Genomic DNA, 14,985 nt, shown 5'->3' on the forward strand with positions numbered 1-14,985 from the left:
GACTCCCCTAAAGTTTAATCTAAGCTCTAATAAGAACGAGTAGTACCAATACCAATAAAACTGCTACCACAAAGGACATATATCCTATATGATATTCTGGAGAACACTGAAAATATCCAGCCCTAATCTTTCTAACGTTCTGTACATAATCTATTGCACCAGCAAGTATAGTACACACAGCCATAATAAGAAGCATAATAACAATCACGTGTATAGAACCCACTGTCCCCCGAATGTAAGAAGAAACACCAGGTTGAGTTTGTAACCACACGTCAACTTTATCAAGAGCAATACCAAACCCCAGCATATTAAAAGCCGTCCTGACCCATGCTAAAAATGTCCTGACAGCAGCCATTGCAAATCTTGGATCTACATAAGTCATCCTATCTTCTTCAAGACGAAGAATTTTTCTAAGAAGGTCCATCAATTTTACTTCACCCCATACTATATAAATTTAATTAATTATAAAACAAAAATTATTTTATATGAAATAAATTTTATCAAACAATAAATATTAACAAAAATTAACTTTTGCATATATAATATGCACTAATATACTGCAGAAAAGGGTGTGTAACGATGGAAAGGAAAATAAAAAAGGTACTTATTGCAAATCGAGGAGTTAGCGCAGTAAGGGTGATGCACACTTGTCGAGACAAAAAAATTCCAACCACAGCTGTATATAGTACTCCTGATAGATTGGGATTACATGTGCTCTCATCTGACTCTGCAGTACACATCGGAGAAGCTCCACCAATAAAATCCTATCTCAATATGGATGCGATAATTGAAGCGGCTTTAAAAACTGGATGTAATGCCGTGCATCCAGGATGGGGATTTCTCTCAGAAAACCACATATTTGCACAAAGGGTCATAGACTCAGGTCTTATATGGATCGGGCCAAAACCAGAAGTTATAAAAGCTATGGGAGACAAAATAGAAGCAAAAAAATGGGCAAAACGCGCAAATGTTCCTGTAATACCTGGCATTGACAACGCTAAAAGTTACGAAGAAATCATAGATTGGATGAAAGAAGAAGATATATCTTTCCCAATTTTAGTTAAAGCCTCAGCTGGTGGTGGTGGCAAGGGAATGTTAAAGGTTGAAAGAGCAGAAGATATACAGAATGCTTTTACCCAGGTAAAATCTGAGGCCCTTAAATCCTTTGGCGATGATAAAGTTCTTGTAGAAAAATATATAGAAAGAGGAAGGCACATAGAAGTCCAAATTATAGCCGATGAATATGGTTCTATATGTCATCTCTTCGAAAGAGAATGCACCATTCAAAGAAGAAATCAAAAAATTATTGAAGAAACACCTTCTCCAAGTCTTGACGATACTCTTAGACAAGAAATATGTTTTACGGCAGTAAGGTTTATGAGAGAAATTGGCTATACATCTGCTGGAACAGTTGAATTTTTATATGATTCAAACACAAAAAAATTTTATTTTCTTGAAGTAAACACAAGGCTTCAGGTAGAGCATGGCATTACGGAACTCTCAACAGGACTTGATATTGTAAGCCTAATGATAGACATAGCAGAAGGTAAAAAATTACCTTTCAACCAGTCTGATATACATCAAAATAGGTGGTCAATAGAGTGTAGATTAAACGCTGAAGACCCTAAAAATTTCTCTCCTTCCTTTGGAAGAATTACAAGACTTCAGGTTCCACATGGACCAGGTATAAGAATTTCTCCTGGTGCATATGAGGGAGCATCCATCCCTCCTTTTTATGATTCGATGTTTATGCTTTTAATCAGTGCTGGTGCAGACAGAACAGATGCAATAAGAACAATGGACAGAGCTTTGTCTAGAGGATTAAGAGTTGAGGGTGTTAAAACAATTGCTCCACTACTTCTTAGCATACTAAGGCATCCAAAATTTATTTCAGGAGAGTTCTCAACAAGGTTCATCGAAGAACATATGGATGAGCTGATATCTTCTTTTAAAGAAAGAGACCCGGAAGATGAAGTGTTAAAGATTGCTCGTTATGTTGCAGAAATAAGTGCACTTGGACAACAAAAGTGGATGTGAGGTGAAGTTATGTTTGAATATACTTTTGTCAAACCTGGAATGAGTCCCTCAGAAATAGTTAATAGTGTTAGGAACTTGGCTGGAGTTTGTTTTACTTCCACAGGGATGAGAGATGCTGGACAATCAGATTTTAAAAATAGACACAGAATTTATGACCTTAAAACTCTTGCACCACTTTATAACAAAATGGGACTTTTTAGTTCGGAATGTCATGGAGGTGCAAGGTGGCATGTAGGAGTAATGAACAGAAAGGAATCACCTTTTGAAGAAATAGAGATATATAGAGAATTGATGCCTAATGTATTGCTTCAAACTTTAGTAAGAGAAACCAATCTTTGGGGTTACAGACCGTATCCAAAAAATGTAATTGAATATGTTGTTTCTAAGGTAGACATAGATGTTTGGAGATGCTTTTCATTCTTGAACGACATAAGAAATATGAGAACAGTCGCAGAAGTAGTAATGAATAGAGGAAAGCTTTTTGAACCCGCAATATCCTTTACTGAAGTAGAATGGGCTACAAACGAATATTACTTAAGAACAGTAGATGAAATTGTTTCTCTATGTTCTGGAATAGATGAAATAATACTTTGCATAAAGGATATGGCAGGAGTTGGCAGTCCAAAAAGAATATACAGCTTAATAGACTCAATAAAACAAAAATACCCAGAGCTTGTAATTCACTATCACAGGCATACTACAGATGGTCTTGCTCTTCCAGCATATCTTGCTGCAGCACAAGCGGGCGCAAAAATATTAGACGTAGAGGAAGATTCATTGGTTAGATTTTACGGACAACCTCCGATTATGAGCACCTACGCTTACCTTACAGAATCTGGAATAAACGTTCACCTAAACACACAAGCAGCTTATGAAGCAATTCAAACAGTAAGAGAATGGATAAAGCATTACGAATGGGCCGAGTCTCCTTTCAAAGGGTTTGATTATTTTGTAACCAAACACAAGATGCCTGGCGGAGCATTTCCTAGCTCATTTGAACAAGCTCAAAAAGGCGGTTTTTTACACTTAATGCCACATATCTTAAAATTAATGTCTCTTTACAATAGAATAGTTAAATATTTTGATGTAACTCCAGGATCGCAAATAACCTGGGTTACATGTAGCGGAATAATTAATAGATATTCAAAAGAAAAGGGTGAGGCTGGAGTAACACATATTATAAGACTTTTAGAGAAATTCGTTGAAGAAAAAGAATGCAAATTTGAAGAAATGAACGATGAAGAAAAAAAAGAATTATTAGAGCTTTTCAAAAGCGCGCCAGGCGATTTTAAAAATTTACTTCTTGGACTTTATGGAAAACTTCCTGTGGGATGGCCTGATAATTGGGTTTATCAAAGCACTTTTTCAGATGAGTGGGAAGAAAAAATAAAGTCAAGAGTTGATGTATCACCATTAGAACACATTGAAGAAGAAGATTTAGAAAGAGCAAGAGAAGAATTGAAAGAAAAAATTTCAAGATTGCCTTCGGAAGAAGAATTTATTCTTTATCTAATGCACCCAAAGGATGCTGTAGAAATGATTAATTTTAGAGAAAAGTATGGAGATGCACCAATGGTTCTTCCAACAAATGTCTTTACCAACGGATTGAAAAATCCAGGAGATAAAGTAGAGTTTACTTTTTCAGAAAAGCCCTATACCCTTGAATTAGTTTCTATAGGCAAAGAACATGAAGGCGTTATCCACGTAGTTATGGAAGTAAATAACAAAACTAGAGTTTACAAAGTCGAAACGCCAAGGGCGAAGAAAAAGGAAATTAGATTTGCAAGAGGTTCTAATGAGCTTGGGTCTCCTATCAATGGCAATCTATGGAGGCTTGGCAATCCAAAAAGAGATCCTATAAAAGTAGGAGACATATATCACAAAGGCGAAGAGATAGCAAATCTCGAAGCTATGAAGATGGAAACTCCCCTTCTTGCCCCATATGACTGCATGATAAAAGAAATATGTGTAAATCTTAATGAAAGTGTAGTGGAAAACCAACTTCTTTTCGTATTAAAGCAGATCTAACATAAAGAGCCGTGACTAACGTTTAAAATATTCACGGCTCTTTCTTTCTTTAATGTCTATCCTAAAATTGCCTTAAGATCTTCATCAGGAGTTCTAATTGGAGCAATATTAAAGTTTTTCACTAACACGTCAAGAACATTAGGCGTTATAAAGGCTGGCAAAGATGGTCCTAGTCTTATATTCTTTATTCCAAGGTATAACAAACTAAGCAAAATCGCCACCGCTTTTTGTTCATACCATGAAAGTATCAAAGAAAGCGGCAAATCGTTAACTCCTACATTAAACGCCTTTGCCAAAGTATCAGCAAGTACTATTGCTGAATACGCATCATTACACTGTCCAACATCTATAAGCCTGGGGAGTCCATCAATTTCACCTAACTTTTTATCGAAAAATCTAAATTTCCCACAAGCTAGGGTCAACACAATACAATCTTCAGGAACTTTTTCTACAAATTCAGAATAATAAGATCTTCCCGGCTTTGCACCATCGCACCCTCCTACAAGAAAGAAGTGTCTTATTTTTTTGTTCTTTACAAGATCTATGACCTTCGAAGCTGTTGAAAGAAGTGTTTTTCTACCAAAGCCAACCATTACAGAACCTTTATCTAGATCTTCTTCAAATCCTTTCATTTCAAGGGCTTTTTGAATAACTAAAGAATAGTCATAATTTGTTATATGTTTAACACCTGGCCAGGCTACGACACCTGTTGTAAAAATATTGTCAAAGTAGCTATTTTGCGGTCTTTGAATACAGTTTGTAGTCATAACAATTGGTCCGGGGAAGTAAGGAAATTCTCTTATTTGATTTTGCCATGCAGTTCCAAAGTGTCCATAAAAGTGAGGATATTTTTCTTTAAGCAACGGATAACCGTGAGTAGGAAGCATCTCACCATGGGTATATACATAAATCCCTTTACCCTGACTTTGTTTCAAAATCTCTTCCAAATCTTTCAGATCGTGCCCTGAAACTAATATCGCCTTCCCCTTTTTGTGTCCGAGAGGAACGCTTGTCGGGACAGGATCGCCATAAGCTTTCGTATTTGCTCTATCAAGAAGCTCCATAGCAAGAAGATTATATTTACCTACTTCAAGAGTTTTGTTTACCCAATCTTCTAGTGATATATCATTTCTTGTAAGTTCAAAAAGAGCCCTGAACATATAATCATAAAGATCCTTACTATATTCTCCTAAAATAGCTGCATGATCAGCATAAGCTGCTATACCCTTTAAGCCAAAAAGTATAGTATGCTTTAAAGCCCTTTTATCTGGATCGGTTTCTGGATCGTTTTTTAATCCAAACTCTTTTCCTTGAGTCTCTAATTCTGAAATATCGTTTGCAAACTTAAAGTTAGCAATATCAGAAAATTCTATTTTTGACCTTTCAGTTACAGATTTTTTTAAGTCGTCTCTTTTTTGCTCTACTGATTTGATCCAATCTTTTAACCTTTCTGGATCGAAGTTCACATTTGTTAATGTTGAAAATAAAGCTTGACAAACAAAGTGACCCAACGTCTCATTTACTTCTATTCCTACTTCCTTTGCGCTTTGAACTACAGACGAAAGACTTTCCAAAGAAAATATCAATAAATCTTGCAAGTTACTTGTAGTTTCATCTTTACCACAAACTCCCTGAATTTCACATCCTACCCCTTTTGCCGCTTGTTCACATTGATAACAAAACATTATAAATCACTCTCCTTTATTTACTTTTTTATTAAGGAATAGAATAAAACTTTAAAGATAACAGATCATTGATTTAGATCAATATTGTAAAATTAATAGAAAAAATTATTTAAAGAGAGGCATATAATCAATATGAAAGACATAGTTAAGTCCTGTGTTTTTTTTAAAAATTTAAGTGATGAAGACATAGCAAAAATTTTAAATATTTCTCATAAAATAGTATTAGATCACAACGAAATACTTTTTACCGAGGGAAGTTTGGCGTTAAATCTATTTATAGTTTTAAGCGGCAAAATGAAAGTTTTTAAAATTTCTCCATCTGGAAAGGAACAAATACTTCACATAATGACCCCTGGAGATATAGTTGCAGAAGCACCTATGTTCGCGGGGCTTGATTATCCAGCGAATGCTCAATGTATTGAGAAATGCACTCTTTTAGCAATCGACAGAGAGGGTTTTAAAAATCTTATAATAAATAATCCTAACCTTACAATGAACATATTATCAGCTGTATCTTTTAGGCTTAGAAACTTTACTTCTCTTATTGAAGCTCTATCCTTAAAAGAAGTCTCGGGACGATTAGCATCTTATCTTTTGTACCAAAAAGAAATTCAAAAGAGTTCAAAAATAGAATTGCCTCTTACTAGAACAGAGCTCTCAAAATATTTTGGCACAATGCCCGAGACTCTTTCAAGAGTATTTACAAAGTTCCAGAATTTAAATATTATTTCTACAAACAACAAGACTGTCACAATATTAGACGAAGAAGGTCTAAAAAAACAAGCATGGGGAACGTAAATCTATCTAAAATTAATAATACCTATAGAATTTAAGAAAATTATAATAAGTAGTACTGGCGTTATAGTTTTTAGAACAAACAAATATACTTTAGTAGCAAATTTAAGTTTTAAAGAATTATTAGAAAGTTCATCCAAAACTTTCTTCTGACTCATAACATATCCAACAAATATAGCAATAAAAAATCCTCCTATGGGCAATAGAATATTTGAAGAAATATAGTCATACCAATCGAAAAATCCCTTACCAAAAAACTTCATAGAACCCAAAAGGGAATTGGCATCAACTGAAAGAGCGGCCGTTGAACCTATTATTACAATTATTACAGAGTTTACAATACTTGCAGTCTTTCTTGAGACATTAAACTCTTCAGTAAAATATGCTACCAATACCTCTACAAGAGAGAGCATTGCTGTAGTTGCAGCAATTGAAGAAAGAAAGAAAAAAGCAACGAGTAAATAATTTCCCAGAGGTATTTTTGAAAAAACGAGAGGAATTGTCATAAATAAGAGCCCAGGACCAGCGCCCGGCTGCATCCCAAAAGCAAAAACCGTAGGAAAGATAGCAAGTCCAGCCAAGATAGACACAAGAGTATCAGAAAAAGCAACTGAAAATGCTGTTCTAAAAAGATTGTTGTCTTTTGTGAAATAACTGCCATAAGTAACCATTGTGCCCATACCAAGAGAAAGTTTAAAGAACGCAAGTCCAAGCGCTGTCAAAATTGCAACTGCAGTCAGTTTTGAAAAATCTATGCTAAAAAGAAACTTAACCCCATCAAAGGCACCTGGGAGAGTAAGAGCTCTAATATCACAAATTATAATTAACAAAAACAAAATTGGCATAAGCGTTTTTGTAACCCTTTCAATTCCTTTTTGAACACCCATAATAAGAATCGCTCCAACAACTACCATAACAATTGCCTGCCAGAGGTCGGTGTAAATGGTCCTATTATTGTTTGAGCAAATTGAGTTTTTGCACTCTCCAATGTAACACCAACAAAATCCCCTCTTATAGATTTGAACAAATAATAATAAACCCATCCAGCCACACAACTATAAAAAAACATAATTAAATATGCAGCCAGCACCCCCATAGTGCCTACATGCTTCCACATTGTACCTGGAGCCAATTTCTTAAACGCTCCTATTACATTAGAACGTGTGCTTCTCCCGATAAAAAATTCGGCAAGCATTACTGGTATGCCGACAAATATAACACAAAGAACATAAATAAGTAAAAATGCGCCTCCTCCAAAAATGCCAGTCAAATAGGGAAATTTCCATATGTTGCCTAATCCTACGGCAGATCCAAGTGTAGCAAAGAAAACAGCAATTCCAGAAGAAAATGTCTCTCTTTTTTTTAATCCTGAAGACAAAGCCTTTACTCCTTCCTGTTTTAAAATAGTATTTTGTTGTTAGTTAGTTAGTTAGTTAGTTGTGTTAATTCTATCAAAATTCGGATTAAATAGAATTAGCAACAAACCTAATATTATAGAAGATATTAAACAATAAATACAAGCAGATTTTATTACAAATATTTCAAGAACTGTCAGACTAATAGCAACAACTACAGCAACAAAATTAATCCAAAAAAGAATCATTCTTGAATTAAAGAAAAATATTTTATCTCTTTTTAACTTACAAGAATATATCCATAAGGCAAAAAGAACAAAAAAGACAAATATTTCTAACAATGCTACAGGAATTATTCCAAAAATGCGCGAGAAAGAACTTTTTTGTACAATATTACAACCAGAAAAAATTATACATACTCCAGAGGAACTGGTTGTCTCTAAATGTAGTAAATAAATAGATATTAAAAAACCTACAAAAATGAGAAGGAATATTAGGTAATTTCTAAAAACTCTAATAAAACTTAAATATTTTGTCAAAGTTGTAAATTTAAGACTCAAAAGAGAATAAGAAGCGAATATTAATAAAGATATAACAGTAAAAATTGCAAAGGACTCCCCTACAAAATTCTCGCTTTTAATTGTTTTAATATCTATATCTTTAGCAAATTCAGAATGAAGTACCCTTTCGGGAAAAGGTATGCCACCATGATTAATACCGTCTTGAATTAAATCTGGCAAATTCTTCTTTATTTCATCCGTCCCTATTAAAACCTTTTTTCCTACAATCATAAAGGGAATTCCAACATCGCTTCTCTTAACACCATATTCTGCTGCCAATTCATAAAAAGGTTCAGCCTGACTCTCTTTGTAAAGCATTATATAGGTGATCAACAATCTATTTTTAAATTTTTCCTGAATAGGTGGGAGTACATTTTCTATTACATCATGACAGTGAGGACAGGTTGGACTCCAAAAAAGAACTACATTAACTTTACCTGAAGCATAAGCACAACCTGTTTTTAAACATAAAGAGAATAATATAATTAGAAATAATATCCTGAGGCTAATAGTATTTCCTCCCATAAGATTTAAGTAAATATATCACATTTTTATAAAAAAAAAAAAAAACATAAAAATTGGCAGGAGAGACATACTTCCCCTGCCAATCAAAATAAAAGAAGAGTATAACTATTTAACTATTAGTTACTTGTAGACTTTACTGCATCAGATCCCGAAAGTATCTTTAACCAAACTCTTATTGAGTCAAAGAGTACCCATATTCCCATAGCAAGAAGCAATATTGACAAAAATGCGTTGATTGCTCCTGCTACATTCCCCTTTTGTGCCATCGGTAAGAATATGTTGGCAAAGTTCATCCACGCCGCAGTAAAGGTAATTGTTACCATAAATGCTCCTGGGATCATTGTAACCAAAGAATAAGATATCTTTCTTGTTCTCCTTAAAATTTCAGTAGTTGCAATCAAGAGCGCAAGGCAGGCCAAAAGCTGGTTTGATGCTCCAAACATAGGCCATATAGTGGAAACACTACCAGAATAAAGAAGGTAACCCCAGAAAAACGAAACCAAAAAACCCGTTAATACTATTCCGAAGTTCCAGTGTATATCTTTGAACTTAGGAACAAATATTCCCAAAAATTCTTGTAAAAGATATCTGCCGACTCTTGTTCCTGCATCTACTGCAGATAATATAAACATTGCTTCAAACATTATTATGAAGTGATACCAGTAACCCATCATACCAGTAAGAAATGGAACATTGTCAAAAATATAAGCTATACCAGCTGCCAAAGAAACGGCACCACCAGGTCTACCAACAAGATTTTCTCCTACTAATTGAGAAATGTAAGCAACTTGCTGGGTGTGCATACCAAGCTTCTGAAAAACAGCAGGCGCAGTATTTATAGCAAAATAGTCTCCTACAGGCAACACACATGCAGCAATTAGAGCAAGAGCAGCAACAAAACTTTCCATTATCATTGCACCATACCCAATAAATCTTGCATCAGTCTCACAGCTCAACATCTTTGGAGTAGTACCGGTTCCAACCATACAGTGGAATCCAGATATAGCACCACAAGCTATTGTTATAAATAGATATGGAAATAGTGGACCTGGAATAATGGGGCCCCCACCACTTATAAATTTAGTGAATGGTGGCATTTGAAGCATTGGATGAGCTATTAAGACTCCCAAAGCAATCGCTACTGCTACACCTATTTTCATGTAACTGGACAAATAATCTCTCGGCAAAAGAAGCATCCAAACAGGAAGTACTGATGCAAAAAAGGCATAAGTTGGAAGCAAAATTTTCATTGTTTGTTCGCTATAAGTAAAATATTTAGCAAATTCTGTGCCAGGTACAACGCTTCCAAGCCATGTTGCAACAAATAACAATATAACGCCAATTAATGAGGCTTCACCTATTTTGCCAGGTCTAAAGTGGAACATCCAAAATCCCATAAGAAATGCAATTGGAATTGTTAATCCTACAGTAACAGTCCCCCACGGAGAGCCTTTGAGGGCATTTACCACTGCAATGCTCAAACCTGCAAGAGTAAGAACCATTATGAGAAATATTGCAAGTGACATTACTCTACCAGTCGGAGTTGATATCTCCTTTCTAGCAATTTCTGCAATAGACAAACCACCCTGTCTAACAGATAAAACTAAAACAACAAAATCATGTGTTGCACCAGCTATTACAGCTCCCAAAACGATCCAGAGAAGCCCAGGCATAAAGCCCCATTGTGCAGCAAGAACTGGTCCAATCAGAGGCCCTGCCCCTGCAATAGCCGCAAATTGATGTCCAAACAACACGTACTTGTTTGTAGGTACATAATCTCTTCCATCATTGATTTTACATGCAGGTGTTTCTCTTGTAGCGTCTAAACACATTACTTTAGCAGCGAGCCAGGCACTGTAATATCTATACCCAACCGCCCATAAGCAAAATCCGAATACCAAAAGTAAAATTGCACTTGGAATGCTCATAAGAAAAGAAAGAACAAATAAAGCAATAGCACAAAGCAAAACAACAGGTAAGATCACACTCATTTTCACACTATATCACCCCCATGTTTTTTTATAAATCCCTTATACAAAATAATTTTACAATCATTTTTCACCTTCTTTCTTTAAAATACTTTATATTAAGATTATACTAAACATTTTTAGGAATAATAAATTAATAAGAATATTCTGAATTATCTCAAATATGTTCTTTAATAACAAAAATAAAAAAAGAGGGAGATTTCTCTCCCTCTTTTTTTAGAAAAATTTGAAGCTATTTGGATTGAATATTGCTATTTTGTAAAGTATTTGCTTTAAGTTGTAAGTTTGGATTGTTACCACTTCCTTTTAGCGGTTTGGAGTTTTGTGTTAGGTTAGACACTTCTTGATTCACCATTGATTCGAAAAGGTTTGCCTTTTTATTGGTTGCTGTACTTTGAGTAATATTTAACAATGATCCGGAATCAATTCTGTTAAGGGCCATTTTTTTCACTCCCTTTTAGTTTAATATTATGTTCATTATATCACAAGATAGTGTATATAATCTTTATACTCCAGGAAGCGCTATTGCGAAAAAGCCCTTCATTATATAACCCACACCTACATATATTGCAAGGACTCCAAAGAGAATGTAGAGAAAGTTCATAGGCAAATACTTTTGAGTTTTAGGGCCAATGTATGCGCCAATTAGTATTCCTGCCATACCTATAAGAATTGGTGGCGCTATCTTTATGCCAAAGACCAACCAACCTACTATTGTTGAAAGCATTCCAAGAGTTACTGCCATTACTGATGCACCTGGAACGATGTAGAAAGGAAGTCCAAGGACTATTGAGAGAAATGGAACGTATAGAAATCCTCCACCTACTCCTGCTACAGCAGATACAAATCCTACTATTATTCCAAACAAAAATGGTCCAAAGTTCTTTACCTTGAAGTGTTCTCCAAAGAAGTCAAATTCTACTGCTGCTAAACTAAGCTTTAGATTTTCTATGCCCTTTAATTCATTAAGACGTCCTTCAGCTTTTAGTTTTTTTACTTCTTCTTGGAACCTCTTTGCAGCATCCTTTCCTTTGCTCTTTGCCTTTGCAGCAAAAGGAGTTACTTGATAGAACATAAATATAGATACAAGAAGTGTAAGACAACCAAATATACCTATAACGCTTGACATGTTTAGCTTGCCGCCTGTAAGCCATACTCCTGCTTGAGCACCAAGTACACTACCAATACCCATAGCAAGGCCAGCAGTCCAAATTAACCTCTTGTTTAAAAACCACTGGATAGTACCCATAGTAGAATTTACGCTTGTAATAAGTGAGTTAGACAGCCTTATGTTGTCTGACAGATACTTTCCTGAATCTACTTCCTTGCCATTTACTGTAGCCTTTATACCTTTTAGAGAGCTAGCCTTTGCGCCAAGACCTAATACAGATATATGGCCAAAACCTGCCATAATACCCCCAAATGCACCTACCGTTGCCATAATCCAACCGTTCCAAATTGACCAAAGAAAATAAACTACTGCATCAATCTGAACTTTTTGATCCCCAACTTGAAGCCAATCTACTGGAAAAATCATACGTCCTCCTTTCTAAGATATTAAGATATAAATAATAAATTAAATAAAATCATTTACTTTGCGTTTTCACCTTTTTTAAAGACAATCAATGGGCAATTTTTACAAACATCCGAACCAGGGAATTCATCTCCAGGCTTTACTATAGAAAGACTCCCGTACCTTTCAACTCTTTCCTTAAACCAGGAAAACAAATCTGCTATATCCTCACCAGGAATTACTACGTTAGTTTCACCCCTCTCGGTTTTGCCAGCATTATAGCTACCGCTACAAGCAGGGTGGGTAGATGCAAGTTTGGTATTATAAGCATAAACGTTACCAGCACAAGCCGCTGAATTCATCGTAACATTTGGCCTCATTGGATGAATATCTCTTACTGCCATCCAACCTACACTAAGTTGATAGGCTTGCATATTATCGCAATAGAAATGAACGACATCAGGATCAAAATGAGTCTTTGCAAGTGGCGAAACAACAATTGCCCTTAGTTTTCCTTCTTCCAATCTTGGCTTTGAAAGAAGAAATTTTTCAGCCTGTTTCATATCTCTTACATACTTTAAGTGGCTCTTTACCTCAGCTTCATCGAAACCCTTCCACCCAAATACATATGCAGCATTAGAGCAGCCTAAAGACTCCTTTTCCTGAAGAACTGTAATTCCTTTCATTCTAGGTCCAATTTCTGCTTGGCAAAATGTAAGAGGTTTATTTGGTACATAATAATCCTTTACATCTTTCTTGAAATCTTGCAGTTCTTCGTCTTTAAAAATAAATTTCACTGCGACAGGTAAGTGCATAAATCTAAACTCTTTCATAAAAAAATCCTGAATCTCAGAATAGTTTCGCATAAGTCCTCCTTATTTATTAATACACTTAATATATAAATTATTATTTTTTATAAAAAATTTTTCAGTCATATTTATTACTAAAAAATGTCAGCTATGTTACACTATAATTATTTAGTAAAATATATTTATAAACTTATTATGAGGGAGATAACTTTGGATAATATTTTGCTTTTAGACAAAGAACTTAAAGAATTTACAGAACAAGAGTGGCATAAGCTTTTAGAAAGAGCAATAGTCATGAAACTTCCTAAGGGTTCTACAGTTTTTTCTGCATCAGAAAAATCTCAAGGAGTTTTTATAATCAAATCTGGATGGGTAAAAATTTCAAGAATTTCAAAAGATGGCAAAGAATCTGTCGTTGGTTGTATAAGAAATCCCAAAGAAATCATAGGATTAGCCGAAGTTTTGTTAAATAAAAACAGAACTTGCAATGCGGTTGCTATTACAGATATAGAAATAGGTTTCTTAAAAACAGAAGATTTTTACAATCTAATAAAAGAAGATTTTAATATCTCTCTTAAAATAATGAGACTTTTAGCTGCGCGCATGAGAGAAGCCGAAGAAAATGTGCACAACCTTAGTTCTAATTATGTCTCAAAGAGACTTGCTTCTTTCTTATATAAAGCTTCTTTCAAATGGGGAATAGACGATGAAGACGGCATAAAAATTCCTTTGAACTTAACGCATGAAGAAATTGCTCAGGTAGTGGGCACAAGTAGACAAACCACTACAAAAGCTCTTAACATGCTACAAAAAAAAGGCATTATAAAATTAGAAAAAAAACAAATAAAGATCCTCGATATAAAAAAACTTTTAAGTTACAAATAAACAAAGATCCGGGAAATCTCCCGGATCTTTATAAAAAGTTACGTTTTCTTTGGCTCAAGAGTTTTTTTGATCCTGAACATAAAAAACAAGTAGTCTATACCAAATTTCAGAAGTTCTTCGTCACTTGTTTTCATTGCTTCAATTCTCTCTTTGCTTATCTCGAAAATATCCAAAAATTTAGTATCAAAAACAAATTTTCTAAACTTATCCAGGTCATAGACTGCCATAAAATACAAAGAAGCTTCCTTCTCGTTGAATGGTTCTACTCCCATCACATTTCTTCTAAGAATAAATTCAAGCCAATCCTTGTTCTTTTCCAACAAATAATCAGCATTTTGATCTTGAAGCCAATCGCCTACTGTAAATTCTTTGCCTTGAGAAAAGCCTTTACAAAACTTTTCTCTAATAAAAAAGAAAAACTCATCTTCAGGATTTGGATCGTCTTTTTTTCTTAAAGCAGCTATCCCAATAGGATAAGTCCTACAAAGAAGTGGTCTATTTTGATAAATGCTGCAACCTTCTTCTTTACTAAAAACACACAATCTTTCGTTAGGCTTTAGCATAATTTGAACCATTGGAATCTTAGTTTTTGGATCAATAATTACTTTAGTGTTATTTTGCAAAAATTCTCCTGAGGACTGCCCAAGAGCAGTCCTCATTTCTAATACGTCGTAGGGAGTTAAAAGTATATCAACATCTCTACAACATAAATTCCAACAACTCAAATCTTTATTACAGCTAAACGTAAACTTAGAAGACCTATCCAGCGCAACCCTTTCAACAACATCCATATTAGGCATAAAAA

The 14,985-nt window shown here is 34.7% G+C and carries 12 protein-coding genes and 1 pseudogene; 4 read left to right on the plus strand and 9 right to left on the minus strand.

Annotated features, from left to right (window positions below; genetic code table 11):
- Window positions 1-19: 19 nt before the first annotated feature.
- Window positions 20-424: a YidH family protein gene (locus THENA_RS09730; protein WP_013756914.1), complete on the minus strand. Its 405-nt coding sequence runs from the start codon at window positions 422-424 to the stop codon at window positions 20-22.
- A gap of 155 nt (window positions 425-579) precedes the next feature.
- On the opposite strand from THENA_RS09730, the gene THENA_RS08110 reads away from it, so the two are divergent.
- On the plus strand, window positions 580-2,037 hold the full coding sequence (locus THENA_RS08110; RefSeq protein ID WP_013756915.1) for an acetyl-CoA carboxylase biotin carboxylase subunit: 1,458 nt from the start codon (window positions 580-582) through the stop codon (window positions 2,035-2,037).
- Between the two features lie 9 nt (window positions 2,038-2,046).
- Window positions 2,047-4,065 (plus strand): biotin/lipoyl-containing protein, encoded by a 2,019-nt coding sequence (locus THENA_RS08115; protein ID WP_013756916.1) that lies wholly within the window; start codon window positions 2,047-2,049, stop codon window positions 4,063-4,065.
- Window positions 4,066-4,121: 56 nt separating this feature from the next.
- Here the strand turns inward: THENA_RS08115 and hcp are convergent, their stop codons facing one another.
- Window positions 4,122-5,750: a hydroxylamine reductase gene (gene hcp / locus THENA_RS08120; protein WP_013756917.1), complete on the minus strand. Its 1,629-nt coding sequence runs from the start codon at window positions 5,748-5,750 to the stop codon at window positions 4,122-4,124.
- 132 nt (window positions 5,751-5,882) lie between these two features.
- Here hcp and THENA_RS08125 point away from each other — a divergent pair, with 132 nt between their 5' ends.
- The gene (locus THENA_RS08125) at window positions 5,883-6,548 is read left to right on the plus strand and encodes a Crp/Fnr family transcriptional regulator (RefSeq protein WP_013756918.1); all 666 of its coding nucleotides are present in this window, start codon (window positions 5,883-5,885) and stop codon (window positions 6,546-6,548) included.
- A 2-nt stretch (window positions 6,549-6,550) separates the two neighbouring features.
- Here THENA_RS08125 and THENA_RS08130 read toward each other — a convergent pair.
- The 6 genes and pseudogenes from THENA_RS08130 to THENA_RS08155 all read right to left on the minus strand — a co-directional run bounded on the left by THENA_RS08130 (window position 6,551) and on the right by THENA_RS08155 (window position 13,352).
- Window positions 6,551-7,923, minus strand: a pseudogene (locus tag THENA_RS08130) (sodium-dependent transporter).
- 51 nt (window positions 7,924-7,974) lie between these two features.
- Window positions 7,975-8,793 carry a vitamin K epoxide reductase family protein gene (locus tag THENA_RS08135; protein WP_169309431.1) on the minus strand — a complete coding sequence of 273 codons (819 nt, stop codon included), beginning with the start codon at window positions 8,791-8,793 and terminating at the stop codon, window positions 7,975-7,977.
- A gap of 308 nt (window positions 8,794-9,101) precedes the next feature.
- A complete protein-coding gene (locus THENA_RS08140) occupies window positions 9,102-10,976 on the minus strand; it encodes a carbon starvation CstA family protein (RefSeq protein ID WP_245523242.1) in 1,875 nt (624 codons plus the stop codon).
- A 229-nt stretch (window positions 10,977-11,205) separates the two neighbouring features.
- Window positions 11,206-11,415: a hypothetical protein gene (locus THENA_RS08145; RefSeq protein WP_013756921.1), complete on the minus strand. Its 210-nt coding sequence runs from the start codon at window positions 11,413-11,415 to the stop codon at window positions 11,206-11,208.
- 63 nt (window positions 11,416-11,478) lie between these two features.
- On the minus strand, window positions 11,479-12,510 hold the full coding sequence (locus THENA_RS08150) for a sulfite exporter TauE/SafE family protein (protein ID WP_013756291.1): 1,032 nt from the start codon (window positions 12,508-12,510) through the stop codon (window positions 11,479-11,481).
- 53 nt (window positions 12,511-12,563) lie between these two features.
- Entirely contained in the window at window positions 12,564-13,352 is a 789-nt protein-coding gene (locus tag THENA_RS08155) for a DUF169 domain-containing protein (RefSeq protein WP_013756922.1), read from the minus strand.
- Between the two features lie 153 nt (window positions 13,353-13,505).
- Between THENA_RS08155 and THENA_RS08160 the strand changes: the two genes are divergently transcribed.
- Window positions 13,506-14,180, plus strand: coding sequence for a Crp/Fnr family transcriptional regulator (locus tag THENA_RS08160; RefSeq protein ID WP_052296078.1), 675 nt, complete (start codon window positions 13,506-13,508; stop codon window positions 14,178-14,180).
- 38 nt (window positions 14,181-14,218) lie between these two features.
- Here the strand turns inward: THENA_RS08160 and THENA_RS08165 are convergent, their stop codons facing one another.
- A complete protein-coding gene (locus THENA_RS08165) occupies window positions 14,219-14,980 on the minus strand; it encodes a YkgJ family cysteine cluster protein (RefSeq protein ID WP_013756924.1) in 762 nt (253 codons plus the stop codon).
- Window positions 14,981-14,985 lie beyond the last annotated feature (5 nt).

The sequence above is a fragment of the Thermodesulfobium narugense DSM 14796 genome, assembly GCF_000212395.1.
GTDB classification, from domain to species: Bacteria; Thermodesulfobiota; Thermodesulfobiia; order Thermodesulfobiales; family Thermodesulfobiaceae; genus Thermodesulfobium; species Thermodesulfobium narugense.

Excerpts from the sequence above, each read along its gene's own strand:
- THENA_RS08145 (WP_013756921.1), bottom strand. The coding sequence starts at position 11,415 with ATGGCCCTTAACAGAATTGATTCCGGATCATTGTTAAATATTACTCAA.
- THENA_RS08150 (WP_013756291.1), bottom strand. The coding sequence starts at position 12,510 with ATGATTTTTCCAGTAGATTGGCTTCAAGTTGGGGATCAAAAAGTTCAG.
- THENA_RS08140 (WP_245523242.1), bottom strand. The coding sequence starts at position 10,976 with ATGAGTGTGATCTTACCTGTTGTTTTGCTTTGTGCTATTGCTTTATTT.
- hcp (WP_013756917.1), bottom strand. The coding sequence starts at position 5,750 with ATGTTTTGTTATCAATGTGAACAAGCGGCAAAAGGGGTAGGATGTGAA.
- THENA_RS08165 (WP_013756924.1), bottom strand. The coding sequence starts at position 14,980 with ATGCCTAATATGGATGTTGTTGAAAGGGTTGCGCTGGATAGGTCTTCT.
- THENA_RS08110 (WP_013756915.1), top strand. The coding sequence starts at position 580 with ATGGAAAGGAAAATAAAAAAGGTACTTATTGCAAATCGAGGAGTTAGC.
- THENA_RS08115 (WP_013756916.1), top strand. The coding sequence starts at position 2,047 with ATGTTTGAATATACTTTTGTCAAACCTGGAATGAGTCCCTCAGAAATA.
- THENA_RS08125 (WP_013756918.1), top strand. The coding sequence starts at position 5,883 with ATGAAAGACATAGTTAAGTCCTGTGTTTTTTTTAAAAATTTAAGTGAT.
- THENA_RS09730 (WP_013756914.1), bottom strand. The coding sequence starts at position 424 with ATGGACCTTCTTAGAAAAATTCTTCGTCTTGAAGAAGATAGGATGACT.
- THENA_RS08155 (WP_013756922.1), bottom strand. The coding sequence starts at position 13,352 with ATGCGAAACTATTCTGAGATTCAGGATTTTTTTATGAAAGAGTTTAGA.